Source organism: Oxynema aestuarii AP17, from assembly GCF_012295525.1.
Lineage (GTDB): Bacteria > Cyanobacteriota > Cyanobacteriia > Cyanobacteriales > Laspinemataceae > Oxynema > Oxynema aestuarii.
This window is the reverse complement of sequence record NZ_CP051167.1, coordinates 5317773-5336628: the sequence shown is the minus strand read 5'-3', so window position 1 is coordinate 5336628 and position 18856 is coordinate 5317773. Positions and strand designations below refer to the sequence as shown.

Sequence of the window (18856 nt, the reverse complement as noted above, 5' to 3'; positions counted from 1 at the left end):
ATGCCTTTGATTATTCCAATTCTTGCCACGGGTTATTTGCTGACGGTTTACGTATTACTGACATTTGTAGGGCGCACGTCGAGGCGATCGAGTTCTCGTCCCTAGCCCGTTCGCTCCCGTCAGTCCGAGGAGTCGGCAGAGTCCACGGCGCCAGCCCTCTCCAGACGACTCCCCAGACAACCCCATCGCTCCGTATTCCCGCGAGAATACGGAGCGATTTTTTCAGCCAGAGGGGCCTACAGGGGGGCCTACTCCACCGCTTCCACGGGTAAGGGCTGCTGTTCGACAGTGGGCAAACAAATTTTTTCCACCAGAGGCGTACAACCCAACCACGGAACTGCCCGACGGGCGAACTCTTCGGGGGAGCCACTCACGCAAAAGCGCGTCGGTAGGGCCGGGAGGGTTTCGCGGATCCCTAACATTTCCAACTCTTGCGCCGCCGCCGTGACCACGTGAACCGCCGGGTCGATTAAAGCGACCGACGGGGGCAGAATCGTCTTAAACACCGGAGCTAAGAGGGGATAATGGGTGCAACCGTAAACCAAGGTATCGATCTGTTGTTCTTGTAACGGGGCGAGATATTCTCGGGCGACCTCCACGGTGTACGGATCGTGAATGCGATTGCGCTCGATCAGGGGGACGAATTCGGGACAGCCGACTTGCCAGACTCTGGCGTCTGGGTTCATTTCACGGATCGCCCGACGGTAGGCGTTGCTGGCGGCGGTGGCGGGAGTGGCGATCGCGCCGATCCGCCGACCCCGACTGACCGCCGCGCGGGCGCCGGGCAAAATCAACCCCAAAATCGGCAAGTCAAATTCCGATCGCACCACGTCCAAGGCGAGGGCCGAACTGGTATTGCAGGCCATAATGGCCATTTTGATGCCTTGGGGAACCATCCAGTGCAGGATTTCGCGCACGAACTGGATAATTTCGGCTTGAGAGCGATTGCCGTAAGGCAGGCGGGCGGTATCGGCAAAATAAAGAATCGATTCGTGGGGCAATTGCCTGTAAAGTTCTCTCAAAACGGTTAAGCCGCCCACGCCACTATCGAAAATACCGATTTTGGCGCGTTCCGGGGCCGCACCTGCAAAAGCGGAGCGCGCGTCTTCCGAGGCGGTCGGTCGGTCGCGGGGGTCGGGGGAGAGAGAGGATAAATCGTTTTGCATGGAACAATCGCCCTTCGTAACAGTCGGATCGGAGGCAGACAGATTATACACAGGTGATTCTGACAAGGGTTTAGAAAAACAAGTCGTCGGCGATCGCGAGCCGCGAACGAACCGCGATCGCGGTTCGACAGACTAACGATTTTGTTGAAGGTACTGTAATATACCCCGGGCGATCGCGGAAGCCATTTGCTGCTGGTAAGCCGGGTCAGCCAGACGGGGAGCGTCGCGGGCCCCGGTCACAAACCCGACTTCTACCAGAACCGCAGGCATCGCCGTGTGTCGGAGGACGTAAAACCGCGCTTGACGAACGCCGCGATCGCCCGCTCTCGTCGTTTGCAAAATACTGTTGTGAATCGTGCGCGCGAGGCGATCGCCACTGGCGTAATAATACGTCTCGATCCCGTTGACATCAGGGCGACTCATATCGATCGCGTTGGCGTGAATGCTGACAAAAATATCCGCATTGACCCGATTCGCCAGTTGGACGCGCGGGGGCAAATCGATTTCGCGATCGTCGCGCCGGGTAATCACCGCTTGAACGCCGTTTTGTTCGAGAATCGAGACCACTTGTTGGGAGATCGGCAAAACGATATTTTTTTCTTGTAAGCCGCCGATCCCGACCGCACCGGGGTCGCGGCCCCCATGTCCGGGATCGACAACCACCACCAGGCGTTCGCGACGGTTTTGAGCCGTTGGGGCAGGAAAAGGACGGTTTGAGGGAGCATTCGCCAGATTGCGGTTGGGAGGATTGAGGGTTGTTGACGATCGCTCCAAGGCCAGGGAGAGCGTTTCCGGATTCGACTGAGTTAAAGTTCCGATCCGCACTCCCGCCGCAGGCTGCACGAGAATTTGGACCGTTTGCGGGTCAGCTTGCTTGAGGCGCACCCACAATAACGAACTGTTGGGAAAACGCTGCGCGCGATCGGCCCCAGAGGCTAACTGAGCGCCGGGAATCGTGATTTGATAGACTCCCGTAGAGCGATCCCAGCCACTGCTGTAGGTAAACGGACCGTCCGAACGAATCGACAGTTGCGACCCGCTATTTTCCAAGTCGATCGAGCGAATCGTCACGGGACGATCGCTTGGGACCGACGGCGGGGAAGAAGACGATCCTCGGGAGATCGTGGCCCTCGGATCTTGGGGAAGCAGGACGATCCCGCCGAGATTGCTGGCGCTGGCGACCCACTGGGCGTCCGGGTTCTCCAGTTCTAAGGTCAGACGGGTGACCGGGGGAGAATTGTTCGTTTCCGACAGGGTGAAGCGCTTGACCCCATGACGGGCGACCATTTGCTGGCGCGATCGCAGTTGGGTCGAAATTGTCGCGCCGCGCACGTCGATGTAGACTTGGGCGCGATCGCGACTGTGCTGCACTTCGACGGCGGCGACATTCCCTCGGGTCCGGATAAATAAGCCGTCGGGGGTCACTTGAATATTTTCGACCAGTCCCGCGCCTCCCTCTCCCGGATTCGACGGGGCGCCGATCGCACGGCGATCGCTATTTCGCGCGTTCAACCCGCCATCGGATCCATTGGCGATCGGTTCGGGATTGGGCAGTTCGACCACCCACTCACTGGCAGAATTACCGTGAAATCTCACCGCTTGCGGGTTGAGGGTATAGCCGGGTTTCAATTCGATCACCAAGCGGGTGATATTTGACTCGAACTGTCCGACCCGGATCGAATCAAAACCCGGTTTGGCGATCGCCTGTTCCTGTAACGGTCGTCCCAGGGTCGTTCCCGGTAAATCGATCGTCAAGCGCGTCGGATTGGCAATCAATTGAGCCTTGGGTTGGACTCCCCCTTGGGTTGTAAAGTAGAGTCGGTTTTCGTTAGCATCGAAACGCCACGATTCCAGCCTCGCCGCATTCGCCGGAGACGACAGCAACAATACGGCGATCGCCGTCGGTAGCAGCCATGAACATACGCGCAACTTCACCCTATTTACTCCTCTGGAGATCTTCTACCTGTAAATAAGTTCTCAATACTTCGCTCCCGGATCGATTGATTCTCTTGATTTCAGATGAATTCCCGCGCCTGTCTAACTCCGTCCTCAGTTTTGAGCCAATCGCGTAATGCTGCTAGACCTCGACCGAGAGATCGGGAAGTTCTCAACAACTTGTTAGGATCCTCCGTGTTTGAAGGCACTGACCCTCGATTTTAGATCGTTCCAGCAGGTCGCGAACGGGTTTTGCACTCGAATCGAGAGGGGATTCGCTCGATCTTAACAACTCAAAGCCGATGTTTTGCGAACTCGACTCAAAAAGCAGGCGACCGACTCCACTTTTCTGACCCGCATTGGGGATACTCGGTTTGCAGGGCCAATAACACCCGATAGCGAAGCGACGCCGGAGGCGTTTCGACCCCAGTTTCAATCGCTCCGATTGAGGCGATCGCCCTATTTCTAATCCTTCTCTACTTTTTACTGCGTTTAACCGCTTCAATCGGTCAAAAATTAGTCGAAAATTGGTCGAAACGATTCCCGGAACACCTCTAAATGTTAACGACTGACGACCCGAGCGGCGATCGCCTTTTCCGTTAAGGAATCTGATACCCCGTCACCCTTAAAATTAAATCGCTTTTTCTCGGATCTAAACTGAAAATAAATGCTCCTTCTTTTGTTTCTCCCCGAGACAGAAAATCGATCTGTTGGTTGCCACTTTCTCGGATTTCTCCTTTTTCTAAAAGCTTGGCAGAAATCCGCACCGAAGATGCAGTTTCTCCGCCCCGATTGACAATTCGGAAAGGAACGTAAAATTGGCCATATTCTTCGCGAATCAAACCCTCGGATGTAATAGAAAGAATAGGAGGATCGGCGGGTTGGGTCAGCCCGTCGTAAATCACTAATCCGATTACGGTTCCGACGAGGAATAAGGCGATCGCGAACGTACACCATTCCGGCAGCGATCGCCCTCTAGTTCGGTTGCTTTTGGCGTCGCTTTGTTCGGGCGATCTCCTTTCTTCGACGCTATCTTTTAACTCTTGAGAATTCATAAATTCATACAGCTAGACGTCCGGCAGCACCGCCAATGGTCGCCGGAAGTCCCAGTAAGAGAACGTAGCGCAACCATTCATTCCAAGGGTCGCTAAAGGTTGAATTTTGAAAAAACCAAAGCATGATCGCGCTGGCGACCAGGGAAACTAGATAACATAATAAAGTTTCGCTTAAGGGATTTTCAAACCAGCCTCGGTGTTGAAAGCGTTTGTTTTGATTGATAAATCCAGCGATAAAAACTATACCATAAGAAATTAACAACGAAGAAATAATAATAGCGATCAGCCAGATCGGAGAAGTTGCCGCCGCTAACATGGGGATTTCGTCGGTCGGAGCGAGGCTAAAGGCGACAGTGGTCGCGCCAATTAAGGTGGCGCTGATATCGGTTAAAGTATCATTAAAATTTGCAGAAGTTTGGGAGGATGTTGGTAATGTTCCTGTCTTTTGCTCGGCAATAGAAGAGTCGCGATCGCCCCTTAAAAAAGAGCGGGCTAAGGCGACGCCGAGAGAAAAGGGCAATCCTTCAAAGACCAGTTTACCTAAGATTTCAGTGAGCGGCGTGGTTTGATTGATTTCCCGCAATAAAATGAGAATGTAGGCGGCACAAGTAAAGCCGATCGCCATTGCTTCGATACTTTCCATGGCGGTATCGAGCCAGCTCATGGGGGATTTTTTGTGATGACGAAATCCGGCGGTACGGTTGAAGAGAAAAACTGCCGCATAAGTTAAGGCGATCGCCCCCAAACGAATCCACGGTTTGGTAAAGGAACCGACCCACCAGACTTCCATGGTATAGAGTAAGGGAATGCCGAATAAAAATCCGCCCAACGACCCGCAAATGAGATCGTTGAGTTCTCGCAACCATAGGGAAGAAATCGGGGAGGTGGATGGCGGTTTCATGGAGGGCTGGCGGGGGCGATCGCCGCGCGTTAGGGTTAGGGCATTTGAATCGGAATCAGGCGATTTTCCGGGAGATATTCGCAATAATGCTCGTCTTGAGAAATGACGAGCAGTAAATGCAAGAACCAATCGGGTTCGGTGGGTAAATCGGCCCAAGGAATGGCAATTTCCAAGCAGAGATCGAGTCCGACTTGGGCGCGACTTTGGCGGGAGTGCCATTGGAAGTTGGCCGCCGCTTCTTGGAAGGATAAGGAACGGGTGAGCAGGTTGATGGCGAGGTGGTGGCGGAAGTGGTAGTTCAGGGGTCCGGCGTCCGGGAGATTTTTAAGGGGAATGGGACTGTTAATCATGGTGCGATCGGGATAGTACCACAGCAGATTGAGTTCGGGGGGGCAGTCTTTCCCGGGGCGGATTCCCCGTTTGAAGTCGAGACGGAGGTAGAAATTGAGGTGATCGACACCGTACCAGATGCCTTGAATGGCGCTGCTGCGGTGCATGGTGCCTCGGGCGCCCCCGACTTCGATCCGTCCGGCTTTGTCCCAATCTTGCTCGTCGGCTTTACCGTCGATCGCGGGATGGATAAAGCTTTGAGGACGGCGATCGCCCTGTTGTACGTGGTCTTCGACGGATGTTTCGATTTCTGAGGGGATCGGCTCGTTTAAGGCTTGGTAGAGGGCGGCGAGATGTTCGCGGAACAATTGGTCGAACATCGCATCTTGGTTCGAGCTGTGTCCTTCGCCGAACCACCAGAACCAGTCCGACCCTTCGGCGGCGTAGAGGGCTTCCCAGGCTTCGGGGTTATTTTCTTCGGTGGCTTCGGGATGTTTGGCGAGGGTGGCGCGGGCTTGGGCGAGCAGGTCCCAGGCGCGGTTTTTGGCGGGATCGCCGATCCAGGTGGTGAGGCTGCCATCGACCCAGGAACCGCTATGGAGGCGATCGCTCGGCAGGGTTTCGGTGGGGGGGAAGCGATCGAGAAATTCGGAGACGGTGACGAGTTGGATCTCGTCGTCGTCGCTCAAGGTGCTATATAATGCGTCGAGGAAGATTTGGCCGTCGCGTTCGTAGAATTCCCAGCAGTTTTCGCCGTCGAGGGCGATCGTCACCAGCCAGGGGTCTTGCAAACCGCTTTCGACGCTTTCACTCTGGCGTTTTTTCAGGGAATGGGCGATCGCCTCCAAGTGACCGATTAAGTCGGACGCCGCTTTATACGGGTTCATGGTGGCGTAGGTAAAGCCGAGCAAATCGGACAAGCGGTGGTCGCGAAAGACGATCGACAAGTCGCCCTGTTCTGTTTCCAAGCGATAGGGACGATAGAGTAATTCCGGTTCGTAGAGGTTACCGACGCCGTCGCGATGGAAAAAGTGGTTGAGGGTCCAGCCTAAAATGGCTTCGTCGGAGCAGATCCATTTGAAGCCCTGGCGGGCGATATGGGGTAAAATTTCGGGGCTGACCGCTTGTTCCGAGGGCCACAAGCCCCGGGGCGATCGCTCGAAGCGATCGCGGTACATCTCCCACGATTTTCTTAAATGGCGCGGAATATCTTCGGCCCATTGAAAACGATTTTCGGGTAACTCCATTTGGGGAATGGCCACCCGTCCCGCATTCGTATCGGCGAGCAAGGGTAAAATCGGATGGGTGTAGGGGCTGGTAATCACTTCGAGCTGGCCGATTTCCTGCATTTGGCGGTGTTGGGGCAGGATGCGGCTCATGATTTCGCGCTGTTTGGCGTAAATGCGCTGGCGGTCTTCTAAGTTAAAGTTGCGCCCCTGTTTCAACCACACTTCGATATCGGGATCGTCCCAGAAGAGGGGGTCGATCCAAGCGAGGTTGTGCCATGCGAGCAAGTCGGCGTATTCTTGTAAAGTCCAGTTTTCCAGACACCAACTTTTCCCGTTTTCTTGCCGTTGTTCGTAGAGTTCGGCGTAGCGGTGGTGGGGGTCGATTAAGGTGCGGTGGTTACCGTCGAAGAAATGATCGACGATGAAGTGTTTGTCTTCGGTGGTGAGTTGGTCGTCGGGTTTGAGGGCGACGGCGAGGTAAGGATCGCAGGCGGTTCCAGCGATGTAGTCTTCGAGTTGGAGGATGAGGGAGGGAACCAGGTTGACGGTTTGGTGCAGGTTGGGGTAGCGATCGAGCAACAGCACTAAATCGAGATAGTCTTTGGTTCCGTGCAGTCGCACCCAAGGTAACCGATACTCACCGCCCATGCGACTTTTATAAAGGGGTTGGTGTTGGTGCCAAATGAACGCAACGTAGAGTGGATGAGGCATAAGTATCCGATGAGAAACGAACGGGTTTCCCTGTTCACTCTATCGAAAAACGCACCCCCAGGGAGGATTTGTCGGATTTTTTAGGGTTGGGGGGCTTTGGGTTGCCAAGAGACAAAAAAAGAGGCCGCGATCGCGACCTCTGATTATAAAGCTTTGATAATTTGTCAAGTCAAAGCCTTCAAAACACTATTCGCTCAGATTAAATGACTTGAATTTGAGCTTCTGTAATAGCTGGGGCACCTGTGAGATTGGCAAGCAGGACGGCGGCACCTGCGCCCGTGCCGTCGGCATCAAACGAGAGCGCCCCGGCATTATAGATAAACTGCGGGGCTGCTGCCGTTGCTGCCGCTCCGGTGACAAAATTGGCTACGGGAAGCGCACCGAGAGGAAAACCACCAAATGCACCTGCTGCAACCTCGATCAAATCGGCACCGACCGTAAAGTTATTGATGGTATCGGTTCCTTCAGTCGTGGCATTATAACGGAAGCGATCGTTTCCCGCGCCACCTGTCAACACGTCGTTACCTTGACCGCCGACGAGGATATCACCATCGCCAGCATTATCACCTGCGGTGATGTTGTCATCTCCATCGCCACCCGCTAGGACGCCGTTGCCACCAGCACCCGTGATATTGTCAGCACCTGTAGTACCGTCATTATCATTAATACTCAAGGTTTGAGTGGACGTAGCGCCAACATTGTAACCCGCGCCAGCCGCCAAGTTCAGAGCAACAGTCTCAACACCTTCACCGAGAGCATCATCAATTGGAGTGATGGTCACAGTAGCCGTATTTGCACCAGCCGCAAAGTTAGCAACTCCGGCACCCACATCAGTGTAGTCCGTTCCACTGATAGCTGTTCCACCAAGGGTATAGTTGACAACCAGTGGATTCGCCGTGTTACCCGTTCGTGTCAGCGTAAACGTTCCATTAGCCGGACCGCTTTCGTTACCATCAGTGAACGCCGTCACTTCCACGGTATTGGTTTCGTCGTCCAAAATCGTCAGGTCAGCCGTTCCTGTTCCGACTTGGTAGCCTGCAGGAGCAGCGATGGTCACCTGAATCGTTTCATTCGGATCGAGATCCGTATCGTTAAAGATCGGAGCGGTAATTGTCGCAGTTGTGGCACCACCTGCAACATTCACCGTACCTGTAGCAGGTAAACCAGTTGCAGTGTTGTCGTAGTCGATGCCAGCAGCCGCAGCCGCTCCGCCGACTGCCGTACCTCCAACGGTATAGGAGATATTCAAGCCAGCCGCCGGGGCGGGAGTATTCAACGTGACAATGAAGGTACCATTAACCGGGCCGACTTCATCCGGCGTTGTTCCGGCTGCAATACTCACGGTCGGTGTTTCGTCATCGACGATGGTGAGCGAAGCCGTTGCCGAACCTGCTGGGTCGATAATGTAATTGGCAGGGGCTGTAATGGTTACATCTACCGTTTCGTTCGGATCGATATCCGTATCGTCAAAAGTGGGGACACTTAGGGTTGCGTTGGCTTGGCCTGCAGCGAAGGTAACCGTCCCTGCCGCCGCTAATCCTGTGGCGGTATTGTCGTAGTCAATACCCGGTCCGGCGGTAGCGCCACCCACGGCGGTTCCTGCTGCCGTGTAATTGACAGTAAGTTCCTGACTTAGGTTACCCGTGCGCGTCAAGATAAAAGTTCCATTGACGGGATTTCCTGCGCCTGGAGTCACCGGATCTTTCTCTAGAGGCGTGACTGCAGGCGCAATACTGACGGTGGGTTGTTCGTCATCGGCAATGGTTAAGGCTGCGGTTGCCTCACCTGCAATAGTGAAACCTGCGGGAGCGGCCAGGGTTACTTCCACGGTTTCGCCGGGATCGATTTCGGTATCGTCAAACGGGGTGACCGAAATCGTTGTCGTATTGGAACCCGCGGCAAAGCTTGCGGTTCCTGTCAAGTTTTGATAGTCAATGCCCACTCCTGCTGCGGCTCCAGCGAGAGCAGTTCCAGCAATTGTATAATTAACATCAAGAGTACCGCTAACATCCCCCGTTCGAGTGAGAGTAAACGTGCCTGCCGTACCCGGTTCTGCTGGATTGGTGGTGGGAGCAATAGAAATGGTTGGCTGTTCGTTATCGGTAATCGTAGCGGTAGCCGTACTTTCCGTGAAATTGAAACCGTTAACCGGATTCAAGTTAACAACTACAGTTTCGTCAGGATCGATATCAGTATCGTCTACGACATTGAGAGTAATCGTGGCTTCGGTCGCACCTGCGGGAATCGTGACACTCCCTGCACCAGGATCCGCGTAATCTGTCACTGCCGTTGCCGTACCACCGAGTGTATAAGGAACGACGAGTTCGGCTGTTGTATCCCCAGTTCGGGTGACCGTGAATGTCGCATTCGCCGGACCGGTTTCATCTCCTTGGGTTGCAGTGACGATGCTGAGGCTGGGCGATTCGTCATCGAGAATTGTTAAGGTCTGAGTCGCATCCCCAGCAATGGTGAGACCCGTTGGTGCAGTAACGGTGACTTCGATAGTTTCACCCGGATCGATTTCATCGTCATCGAGGGTGGGGACTTCGATAATCGCTTGAGACTCGCCGACGCCAAAGGTCGCCGTTCCGCTCAATTCCGTGTAATCAGTGCCTGCGGTGGCGGTTCCGGCGACGGTGTAGTTGACGGTTAAGGCTTGGGTCGTTTCACCGCCTCGGGAGAGGACAAAGGTTCCAGCAACGGGGCCGGCTTCTTGAGGGGTAATCCCTTGGGCGAGGCTAATGGTTCCCGGCGGCGGCGGCGGCGGGGGAACGACGGGCGGGGGATCGCCAGGGGTCACGTCCGGCGGGGGCGGAACGCTCGGAAAAGTGTTCGGATCGGTGACTGCAGGCGGCGGGGGCGGCGCCGGGGGCGAGGCGGGTTGTCCGGTGATGGTGGTGGCATCGACGTCACGCAGGATGGCGAGAAATTCCCCGGTGACGTTCTGCTGGATGATGGTATGGTTGGCGAAGTCGCCCGTCCCTTGGAAGATGTTGAGCTGGTCGAAGGTTAAATCGCCGAGCAGTTGGAGGGTGTCTTGACCGCTCACAAAGTCGAGGAACCAGTCTGCATCGTCAAGGGTGGGGCCGCCGATACCGTTGCCGAGGGTGAAGCGATCGCTCCCGTCCCCTCCGGTCAGGCTGTCGGAGCCTTTGTCGCCGTAGAGCCAGTCATCGCCGAGGTCGCCGAAGATTTCGTCGTTTTCTTGGCCGCCATAAATGGTGTCGTTATCTTGACCGCCATAAATGGTGTCGGCTCCACGATCGCCGAACAGGACGTCATTGCCTGTATTTCCGAAAATTAAATCGTTTTCGTTATCCGCATCGGTAACGTTAATGCCGTTACCGCCGAGAACGGTATCGTTTCCTTCTCCGGCGACGATGGTATCGCTACCGCGATCGCCGAACAAGAGGTCATCACCTTCATTACCGAAGACTTGGTCGTTGTCTTGACCGCCGCGAGCCGTATCATTGCCCGGACCGCCAACGACCACATCGTTGTTTTGGTTACCGTTTAAATTATCCCCTCCTTCGTTGCCGAAGATGGTATCGTCTCCATCGAGCGCCAGATAATCGTCAAATCCTGAGTTTCCGGCGAAAAAGTCATTACCGGAGGTTCCAAAAGTCGTCATATTTCCATTTCTCCCACCACTACAGGTATGGCTTGTGAAAGCTCATCCACTGAAGCCTAAATATGTTAGGTACGTTAAGAGCAAGAATGCCCGAGGTTGAATTTCTAGCTACAACAAGAGTTTTAAAACTTTTCTGTTTCGCTAGACTCCAACAAGATGAGGGCTGTTCCCCTTGCAGGCATAATATACTATGCCTTTTGAAAAGGTAAGAGTCTGCAAGCAAGAGCAATCTCGCTCCTACCCCCTTGTTACAAGCCAACCTCGTTCGATCCGCAGTTCCAAAAAAACTTAGACTTCTTTTGCGATCCCCATCGAGCCGACAACCCCTTGAGTGGCTCGAATCATAAAACAGGGGAGGGGCGATCGCCCTCCCCCCGCATTAAAGCATTCCCACTCACGCGGGCCAATCTAAATCACTTGTTCGACTTCGGCAATTTCGGGGATCGACTCGCGCAGTTTGCGCTCGATGCCCATTTTCAAGGTCATGGTCGAACTCGGGCAAGACCCACAGGCTCCTTGCAGTCGCAGTTTGACGATCGGTCCTTCGAGTTCGACTAACTCGACGTTGCCCCCATCAGCCATCAGATAAGGCCGCAGTTCGTCTAATACGGTTTCGACGTTCTCGGGGGTCAGGGCTAGGGTTGCAGACATGTTATCTCCTCGTAGAATCTTTGGGCTTGCTGTTGTTGAAAATTTTAACGGGTCTTCGAGGATCTCGGCACTCTTCGATCGCGTCTCGTCGAGGATCGGCGCTGAGGTCGGGCAGGGGCGATCGCCCTCTCTAGACGGCCACTGGTTCGAGTAGCTTGATATTCGAGTAGTTAAACTCGGTGACGGTCACGTCTCCTTTTGCTTTGGCCTTGACAACTTGCCGCGTCATGAGGTAATAATCGCCGAAGCGATCGTAACGATCCTCAAATTCCAATTCTTTAATCGTTTCTCCCGTTTGCGGATTGCGGAAAATCGCATCGTAATGGCTCGCCGCATAGCCGCTTCCCGTATCCAAACTCTCGTGAGTGTCGATGGTAAACGCCATGCGTCCCATCACGCGGCTGACCTGACAAATTTCGGTACCGCGCACTTTATAATTCGATCCCATCGCATCGCCTTCGACTAAAACTTCGACGGCGCCCGTTTCGTCGCGATCGCCCAAACTAAAACGATTTTTACCATGAGCGTTCTCAAAGGTGTTGCGCTTGCGGTGGGTGACCACATCGCGCAATTGCGTATAAACACTCTGGCTGACTTCCTCGTCTTCGATCCCGTTGACTTCGACGCTCAAATCGCCATTAATCCGAATTTGACCCGTGTAGACTTCATCCCCTTGTTTCAGTTCGATGTCGGCGCTGTATCCGGGAAAGCGATCGTCCCAGGTGTAGCGGCTTTCGTAAGCCGAACGGAATAAGTCGCGAGCTTTGTTATTTTCACTCATATGTTTTCAGTCTCGATCTCGATCTTGTTCATTATCTCGATATTGTTCATTGGTTACATCCTCCCGACGCCTACACTAGTTACAGAGCGGGCTTCCCAACCGTGCTACGCACGCTTCTTCCCCTTACTGACCATAGCAAAACAGTTGGGATAAGTTTGGCGAGTGCTGCTAGGATCGACCTTAGCAAAGTAGACCCCCGGTTTCCAGCACACCCACTCTGCCAGCGACAAAATTGCCCGCAGGCAGCATCCCTCGCGTTAACCATTTAACGTTGAGGTCTTCTCCAAAAATGGTTTGTACCTTTTTCCCAGGTTTGAGAACCCTTCTGTTTCCGAGCCGCTCTGGGTTGAAGCAACTCGCACGTTCCGCTCTCTAAAACTTACTCAAACTTAATCATTTGATGTTTAGTTCCTAGCTTGGATCTTCCAAGACCTTTCCATCACGCTTGCTTACACGGCTGAGCTCTCCGCGTTCTCCAGATTAATTGCCGCATTTAAGTCACGATCTATGGAGACGTGACAGCTCGGACAATCATACTGTCTTTTGTCCAGGGGCATTTTTTGTTGGTGTCCGCAGTTGGAACAGATCTGCGAACTGGGATACCACGGGTCAATCAGCGTTAATTTGCTCCCGTACCACTCGCATTTATACTCAAGCTGACGACGGAATTGATAAAACCCACCATCCGCAATCGCACCAGCCAGCTTGTGATTTTTGAGCATTCCTGACACATTTAAGTCTTCAATTTCCCCTTTCCCCTTTTCACTTTTCACTTTTCACTTTTCACTTCGCCGTGGTTCTTGGCTAAGTAAGTTGTTAACTTGTGTAAATGGTCGGCTCTAATATCCGCGATGCGTCGGTGGGCTTTAGCTAACTTGAGTTGCGTTTTTTCTCGGTTTTTACCTCCTGTTTGACGGCGACTGAGTTCTTTCTGGAGTTTGGCTAGTTTTTTCTTGGCCTGGCGATAAGCTTTCGGATTGGGATAGATTTTACCATCGCTCAGGGTCGCTAGAGTTTTGATTCCTACATCTACCCCAATCCGCTCTCTATCCCCCCTTCGCCCCCCTTTCAAAGGGGGGTTGGGGGGATGGTTCAAAATCAATTTTGAAGGCAATATACCAGTCCCCTGCTCGTTTACTCATCGTGACGTTTTTGGGATGGACTGGCGGTAACTGTTCGTGGCTTTTTACCCAACCGATCCGAGGTAGCTTTACCCAATTACCGGAAACTTTAATGCTTCCTTCCAGGTAAAAACTCTCTTTGACCTTCTTTTTCTTAAACTTGGGAAAACCTGTTTCTTCGACTTGCCAGACTCGCTTAAACGCTTTATTGAGGTGACGCAACGCTTCTTGAGGGCTACATGTTGAGACTTCATAGTACCAAGGATTCCGACTTTTTACCTCGGCGACTAATCTTTTGTGTAAGTCGATAGAACTCGGGAGTTTACCTCCGGCTTCTAATGTTTCCTTACAGGTAGCGAGTCCCCAATTCCAAGCGTGCCGAGCGACTCCTGCGTGTTTCGCCATCGGCGTTCGTTGTCGGTTATTTAAGTCTAGCTTGGTCTTAAAGCTTTTCACTCACTTTTTAACTCCTCAACCCTCTTTTTGTTCGGCTAAGTTCAGCTACCATAAAGACTAGCAGAAAACAATGGAGATGGTGAAATCCGCGATTTTTGCAGCTTCACTCCTTCTAAAGCTACTCAAACTTATATTATAGCATTAAAAAGTGAGTAGTTTTAAAAAACTTTAGATATAAATTTAAACCCTGTTTTTAACCCCAACACCGCACTGGTCTCACCGTGCGACGGTGCGGGGTCGCTCGTCAATTGTAGCTTGCTTTGCATCGACTGGAAAAATTGAGCAGACTCTTAAAATTGGGGAAAGACAAAGGATTTGAATTGACCGAACTTGTTGAAACGGGGGAATCCACAGCCACTTTTGTGAAACGTTTCCCAGGGATCGAGTAGACGACGATTCGCAGACTGCGCGATCCCCGGGAATCCTCTTTGCTCAAATGCGGGAATTGCTTCTTAGCTACTTGTGGTTTCTATCAATGTTATACAGCACTCGGGCGATCCGATCGGGTGGAGTGCCGATCCCCCTATCCCCCCGAAGATCGTGGGGAACGAGGAAAGTCCCCCTTTTTTAGGGGAATTTAGGGGGATCTAAATGTCTTGCCTAGCAAAGGAAAATGCTGTACCATTTTTCAAAAATAATGAGAAAGATCGCCTTCGAGAGTTTAGAAAAATGGTATTAGGAACTCGGATAGCGCCGATCGCCTCAATCTAAGACCAATCAGTTCGCTTGAAGGCAATCTCTTGGGTTGTTGCCCGCGCTGTACCCTGAGGGTCAGCGTCGGGTAGTTCAGCAGTACAGGCTGATATCTTCGCCGCATTCGTCGGCTAAGTAGCACAAGGCCCGAAAGCGAAGGGTGACGACTTCTTCGTACAGGGGATTGAGTTTGCACATCGGTGGGATGTGAAAGAGGACTTTACCGCCGATATGTATATCTCTTTCAAAGGGACATTGTGCAGGGATGTGTTGGCATAGCCAATGAGCCATGTGGCGATCGCGGATTTCGAGGCGATCGAGCCAGTGCCGTAAAGGGTGCCAGGGATCGAACCCGGTGGGTCTGGGAGCCGCCGGGATGGTGGTTTCGGTGGTGGCGTTCGATTGATTGAATTTCCAGATTTTCGGCCAATTTGCAGAAATCAGATCGTGTATGGTATATTCCAATACATTCATCTGTCCGCTCCTCTGTTGTAACTGAGTGCAAAGCACTTGTTGCAATCTACTCGGTCGATTTCTGTCAACCCGGAAGGCTCCTTTCAGAATCTGTCGCCTTCGCGTTCGGGAACAGTGAAAATCGTCGGTTTTGGCGATCGAAACAAGAGAATTGCTGCATCTGGATCGATCTTGACCCACGGATTCGGGGTCGCGGATGATGTCGATCGCGCGATCGGATAACGGGGTTCACTGGGAGAGTGCGATCGCGATCGCTGCACGGGAGTATCGTCCGGAAAGTTCATGCTGGAGAGGGAGGGCGATCGCCCCGGGCGAGTGGCAAGCTGTGGGGGTGCCACGATCGCCGACGAACGGCGATCGATAAGCTGGAAATTGCAATATTGTCATGAAGCCTGTACCGTTATCCGCTTTGCGAATCAGTTCGGCGTTCGTTCTCAGTGGTTTGTTAGCCCTGTTTCACCCCAACTCGACACCGGGATTGGAAATGGCGACCGAACGACCGGGGGAAATGGATCTCCCGGAATATTCTCTCGATGGAGTTATTGTGGTGATGTCGCCGACCTCGGGCGATCCTTGTGCGACTTCTGGGGAAGGGGCGATCGTTGCAGATATGCCGATTTGGCTTGAAAATAGTGATGGCAAACCGATCGCCCGAGGGACGTTAGGGGAGGGTCAGCCGCGATCGTTAACGCCTCACAATTCAGTGATGGTCTGTCATTTTCCTTTTAAAATTCCTGGGATTCCCAAGTTACGCAGTTACGACATTAAAATCGATCGTCAATCGACATTTCTCTACGGTCACGACCAACTCGAACAGAAAAATTGGTACATTGAATTGACGTTTATGGATCCTTCCTTTTACGAGCAGTTCCCGGCGGCGGCGGCGGGAGAAAATCAAGCATTTATAGCCCTCCCCAAACAGTTGGAACCGTAAGAGGATAGAAATTAATCTCTATTGTTTAGTAGCTAAACTCTTCGTTGCTTGGATTCTTTGCACGGGAATGAGAGGTGGAGTGAGTCGGTGTACAAAGACAAGAACGATACTCAGATAGGATCGTTCTCTCAATTGTGAACGTCACCCCTTCAAAAGCAATTTTTAAGAGCGATTTCTCGGTTTGCGGATCTTTTGTTTGGCGACCCATTCAAAATGCTTGCTCAACCCTCGATCGGCGAGCAATAAATCGAGAGAAGCAAATTCTTTGGCTAAAGTCATCTCGTCGTAGAGGTCGTGAATGCCATTGTGGCAAAGCCGACAGATATCGAGACCCCGATTTAACTCATCTTTAGAGTAATTTTTCTTGAAAAATTCGCGCCGATGAACTTTACGGGGGATTAAATGATGGAAGGTTAGATAGCATTCTCGCTGACAAAGCGGACACAGACCAAATTTTTCGCGGCGGTTGGGTTCCATAGTCGGCGGCGATCGCAAACGTTGTAACCTGTATTGTAGTACGTTTCGATCGACGATCGAAAATATAGGGGCAATTTGCAAATCGCCCCTACATACAGATTCATCGATTCATTCAACAACCACTGGAGATTATGCAGCGATCGCCGATTCGGGGACGCGGACCGATTCCGCATCGGCGATCAGTTGGCTGTAGGTATGGGCCAAACGAGTAGCGACGCTATCCCAACTGAACGCCAATTCGACGCGCAACCGCCCGGTTTTACCCAGTTCGTCGCGCCATTGCGGGTCTGCGAGGATGCGATCGATCGCCTCGGCAAATTTGGCGTCATTTTTCGGGGGAACGAGTAAACCGTTGACCTCGGAAACGACGGTAAACTTGAGTCCGCCGACGTTGCTGGCGACGACGGGGGTCGCACTCGCCATCGCTTCAATGGCGACTAAGCCAAAGGGTTCGTAGTGACTGGGAACGACGCAGACATCGGCGGCGGAGTAGTACAGGTGCAGGTCGTCTTTACCCAGACGTCCGGGGAATTCGGCGATCGCCTCTAAACCGAGTTCCTTGACGATCCCGTCAATGCGATCTCGTTCGATTCCGTCACTCTGTCCGGGACGATACCCGCCACCGATAATCAATTTGAGGTTACGATCGCGGTGCTGAGATCGCCCGATCGCGCGCACTAAGGTTTCGATCCCTTTGCGGCGGTCGAAGCGTCCGACATACAGCACGACTTTCGCATCGCGATCGATCCCGAGTTGTTCCCGGGCCGTGGCGCGATCGATCCGTCCGAAACGGTGGATATCCGTGCCGCAGGGAATCACTTCGATCTCGCCTTTGTGTGATACCAAGCTCCGCATGTGCGCTTCTTCCTGCGGGCTGGTGGCGACGATGCGATCGGCGTTTTCCAGACAGGCTTTTTCAGTTTCCAAGCGGGTCGAGGCGATCGCGGGTAATGTTTCGACAGCTTTATACTTAACCGCGCCTAGGGAGTGATAGGTGTGAACTTGAACTAAATTATTGTGGCGTTTTTTCAGTTCCATTCCCACCCAAGAAGACAGCCAATAGTGGGTATGAACTAATCGATATTCAATCCCTTCTTTTTCTTGAAAAGCTTGGAAAGCATCCACAAATTCCGGCAAACATTCAAAGATTTCATCGCGACTGACGAACTGTTGCGGTCCGGCATTCAGACGAATCGTGCGGCAATTTTCCCGGTGAGTGACGATCGCCTCTTGGTCGGGACTGGTTCGCCGCGAGAACATATCGACTTGCCACCCGAGTTCGGCTAAAGCCAAGCCGACTTGGAGGACGTAAACGTTCTGTCCTCCTGCTTCTTCTTTACCGATTTCAACGGCGGGGTCTCCGGTGACGGAGATTAAAGCAATTCGTTTGTTTTTGTTGTTAAACATTGTTTGTTTTTTTACCTCATGCCTGACAATTTTTCTCGAAAAACGGCGATCGCCCTCGATGAATGCAATCGGTCGCTTCGAGACGGGCTGAGGACACTGACGAGAAACGCACGCGATCGTTCAAACCTTTAAAATGGCGTTCTTTCAGTCTCCTCTCAATGCCGACGGAGTTAGCTGACGGGCGAGGACTGAGAGATGTCCCTTTTCAACTGGCCATTTATTTTGTCACGCTTTTGTGAATGACTCGTGAATGACTCGTTGAAAATTAGCCCCGATACTGGTTCCCCCGCTTCGGCGTTTCACCTGGAGAAAATCTCGTTATTTTATTAAAGTTTTTCTCCGGCATTGTTACGCCGAATTAGGCTGACTTATTCGAGCTGACGTTATTTAATATATCTCGGTCGCGTTTCCGGTTCAATATATCCCAAGTGGGATTTTTTTCGAGGGGTAAAAATCAATTTCATCTATCTAGGGGTAGATTGGTGACTCTTCTTCTAGATAGATTTACACTGAGACGCGATCGCCTCTAGCCCATGGTTGCGGGAGAGTTCGGGAGAGTTCGACGCGATCGCACTCAGGAACCGGGGGCGATCGGACGGGAGGTCAACATTTTGTTAGGATGCAATCGCCAATAGCTCATCTTCAAGAGCCGAGAGTCAATAGGGCATAGGGTACAATACAATTTGAGGACGACAAGATCGAGAAATTGTCAGTCGATCCAGGAGTTAAAAAAGCCAGACAATCTAGATCGTTGGCAACAATTAGCATTTCCAATCAGTCAATCCAAAAGGGGGGGAATTACCCATGGTTTGAAAATGACAGCTTAAAGAACAAAAGCTAAAGAAATAAAATGCGGTTGCCCTTCTCCATGGCCTCAGATCTGGGCTGAGTGCATGGTTACTTA

The 18856-nt window shown here is 52.5% G+C and carries 13 protein-coding genes, 1 pseudogene and 1 riboswitch; of the genes and pseudogenes, 1 reads left to right on the top strand and 13 read right to left on the bottom strand.

Going from position 1 to position 18856, the window contains the following annotated elements:
* Positions 1-248: 248 nt before the first annotated feature.
* From murI to HCG48_RS25580, 11 genes and pseudogenes are all read right to left on the bottom strand, one after another.
* Entirely contained in the window at positions 249-1166 is a 918-nt protein-coding gene (murI, locus tag HCG48_RS21385; RefSeq protein WP_168570984.1) for a glutamate racemase, read from the bottom strand.
* 132 nt (positions 1167-1298) lie between these two features.
* Positions 1299-3101, bottom strand: coding sequence for an N-acetylmuramoyl-L-alanine amidase (locus HCG48_RS21380; protein WP_246259679.1), 1803 nt, complete (start codon positions 3099-3101; stop codon positions 1299-1301).
* Between the two features lie 599 nt (positions 3102-3700).
* Positions 3701-4156 (bottom strand): TIGR02588 family protein, encoded by a 456-nt coding sequence (locus HCG48_RS21375; RefSeq protein WP_168570983.1) that lies wholly within the window; start codon positions 4154-4156, stop codon positions 3701-3703.
* 4 nt (positions 4157-4160) lie between these two features.
* The gene (locus HCG48_RS21370) at positions 4161-5057 is read right to left on the bottom strand and encodes a TIGR02587 family membrane protein (protein ID WP_168570982.1); all 897 of its coding nucleotides are present in this window, start codon (positions 5055-5057) and stop codon (positions 4161-4163) included.
* Between the two features lie 35 nt (positions 5058-5092).
* On the bottom strand, positions 5093-7327 hold the full coding sequence (locus HCG48_RS21365) for a glycoside hydrolase family 57 protein (protein ID WP_168570981.1): 2235 nt from the start codon (positions 7325-7327) through the stop codon (positions 5093-5095).
* 199 nt (positions 7328-7526) lie between these two features.
* Positions 7527-10958, bottom strand: coding sequence for a beta strand repeat-containing protein (locus HCG48_RS21360; RefSeq protein WP_168570980.1), 3432 nt, complete (start codon positions 10956-10958; stop codon positions 7527-7529).
* 408 nt (positions 10959-11366) lie between these two features.
* Positions 11367-11609 (bottom strand): NifU family protein, encoded by a 243-nt coding sequence (locus HCG48_RS21355; protein ID WP_168570979.1) that lies wholly within the window; start codon positions 11607-11609, stop codon positions 11367-11369.
* Positions 11610-11739: 130 nt separating this feature from the next.
* Complete coding sequence (locus tag HCG48_RS21350) at positions 11740-12390, bottom strand: DUF3386 domain-containing protein (RefSeq protein WP_168570978.1); 651 nt, start codon at positions 12388-12390, stop codon at positions 11740-11742.
* A gap of 449 nt (positions 12391-12839) precedes the next feature.
* Positions 12840-13967: pseudogene (locus HCG48_RS26940) on the bottom strand (RNA-guided endonuclease InsQ/TnpB family protein).
* A 786-nt stretch (positions 13968-14753) separates the two neighbouring features.
* Positions 14754-15134 carry a Mo-dependent nitrogenase C-terminal domain-containing protein gene (locus HCG48_RS21340; protein WP_168570977.1) on the bottom strand — a complete coding sequence of 127 codons (381 nt, stop codon included), beginning with the start codon at positions 15132-15134 and terminating at the stop codon, positions 14754-14756.
* Positions 15135-15362: 228 nt separating this feature from the next.
* The gene (locus tag HCG48_RS25580) at positions 15363-15521 is read right to left on the bottom strand and encodes a hypothetical protein (RefSeq protein ID WP_210437103.1); all 159 of its coding nucleotides are present in this window, start codon (positions 15519-15521) and stop codon (positions 15363-15365) included.
* On the opposite strand from HCG48_RS25580, the gene HCG48_RS21330 reads away from it, so the two are divergent.
* Positions 15520-16068 (top strand): hypothetical protein, encoded by a 549-nt coding sequence (locus tag HCG48_RS21330; RefSeq protein WP_168570975.1) that lies wholly within the window; start codon positions 15520-15522, stop codon positions 16066-16068. The two genes, HCG48_RS25580 and HCG48_RS21330, sit on opposite strands and share 2 nt — an antisense overlap.
* 162 nt (positions 16069-16230) lie before the next feature.
* Here the strand turns inward: HCG48_RS21330 and HCG48_RS21325 are convergent, their stop codons facing one another.
* Complete coding sequence (locus HCG48_RS21325) at positions 16231-16545, bottom strand: hypothetical protein (RefSeq protein ID WP_168570974.1); 315 nt, start codon at positions 16543-16545, stop codon at positions 16231-16233.
* Positions 16546-16674: 129 nt separating this feature from the next.
* The gene (locus HCG48_RS21320) at positions 16675-17952 is read right to left on the bottom strand and encodes a glycosyltransferase family 4 protein (protein WP_168570973.1); all 1278 of its coding nucleotides are present in this window, start codon (positions 17950-17952) and stop codon (positions 16675-16677) included.
* Between the two features lie 144 nt (positions 17953-18096).
* Positions 18097-18259: riboswitch (cyclic di-AMP (ydaO/yuaA leader) on the bottom strand.
* Between the last annotated feature and the right edge of the window lie 597 nt (positions 18260-18856).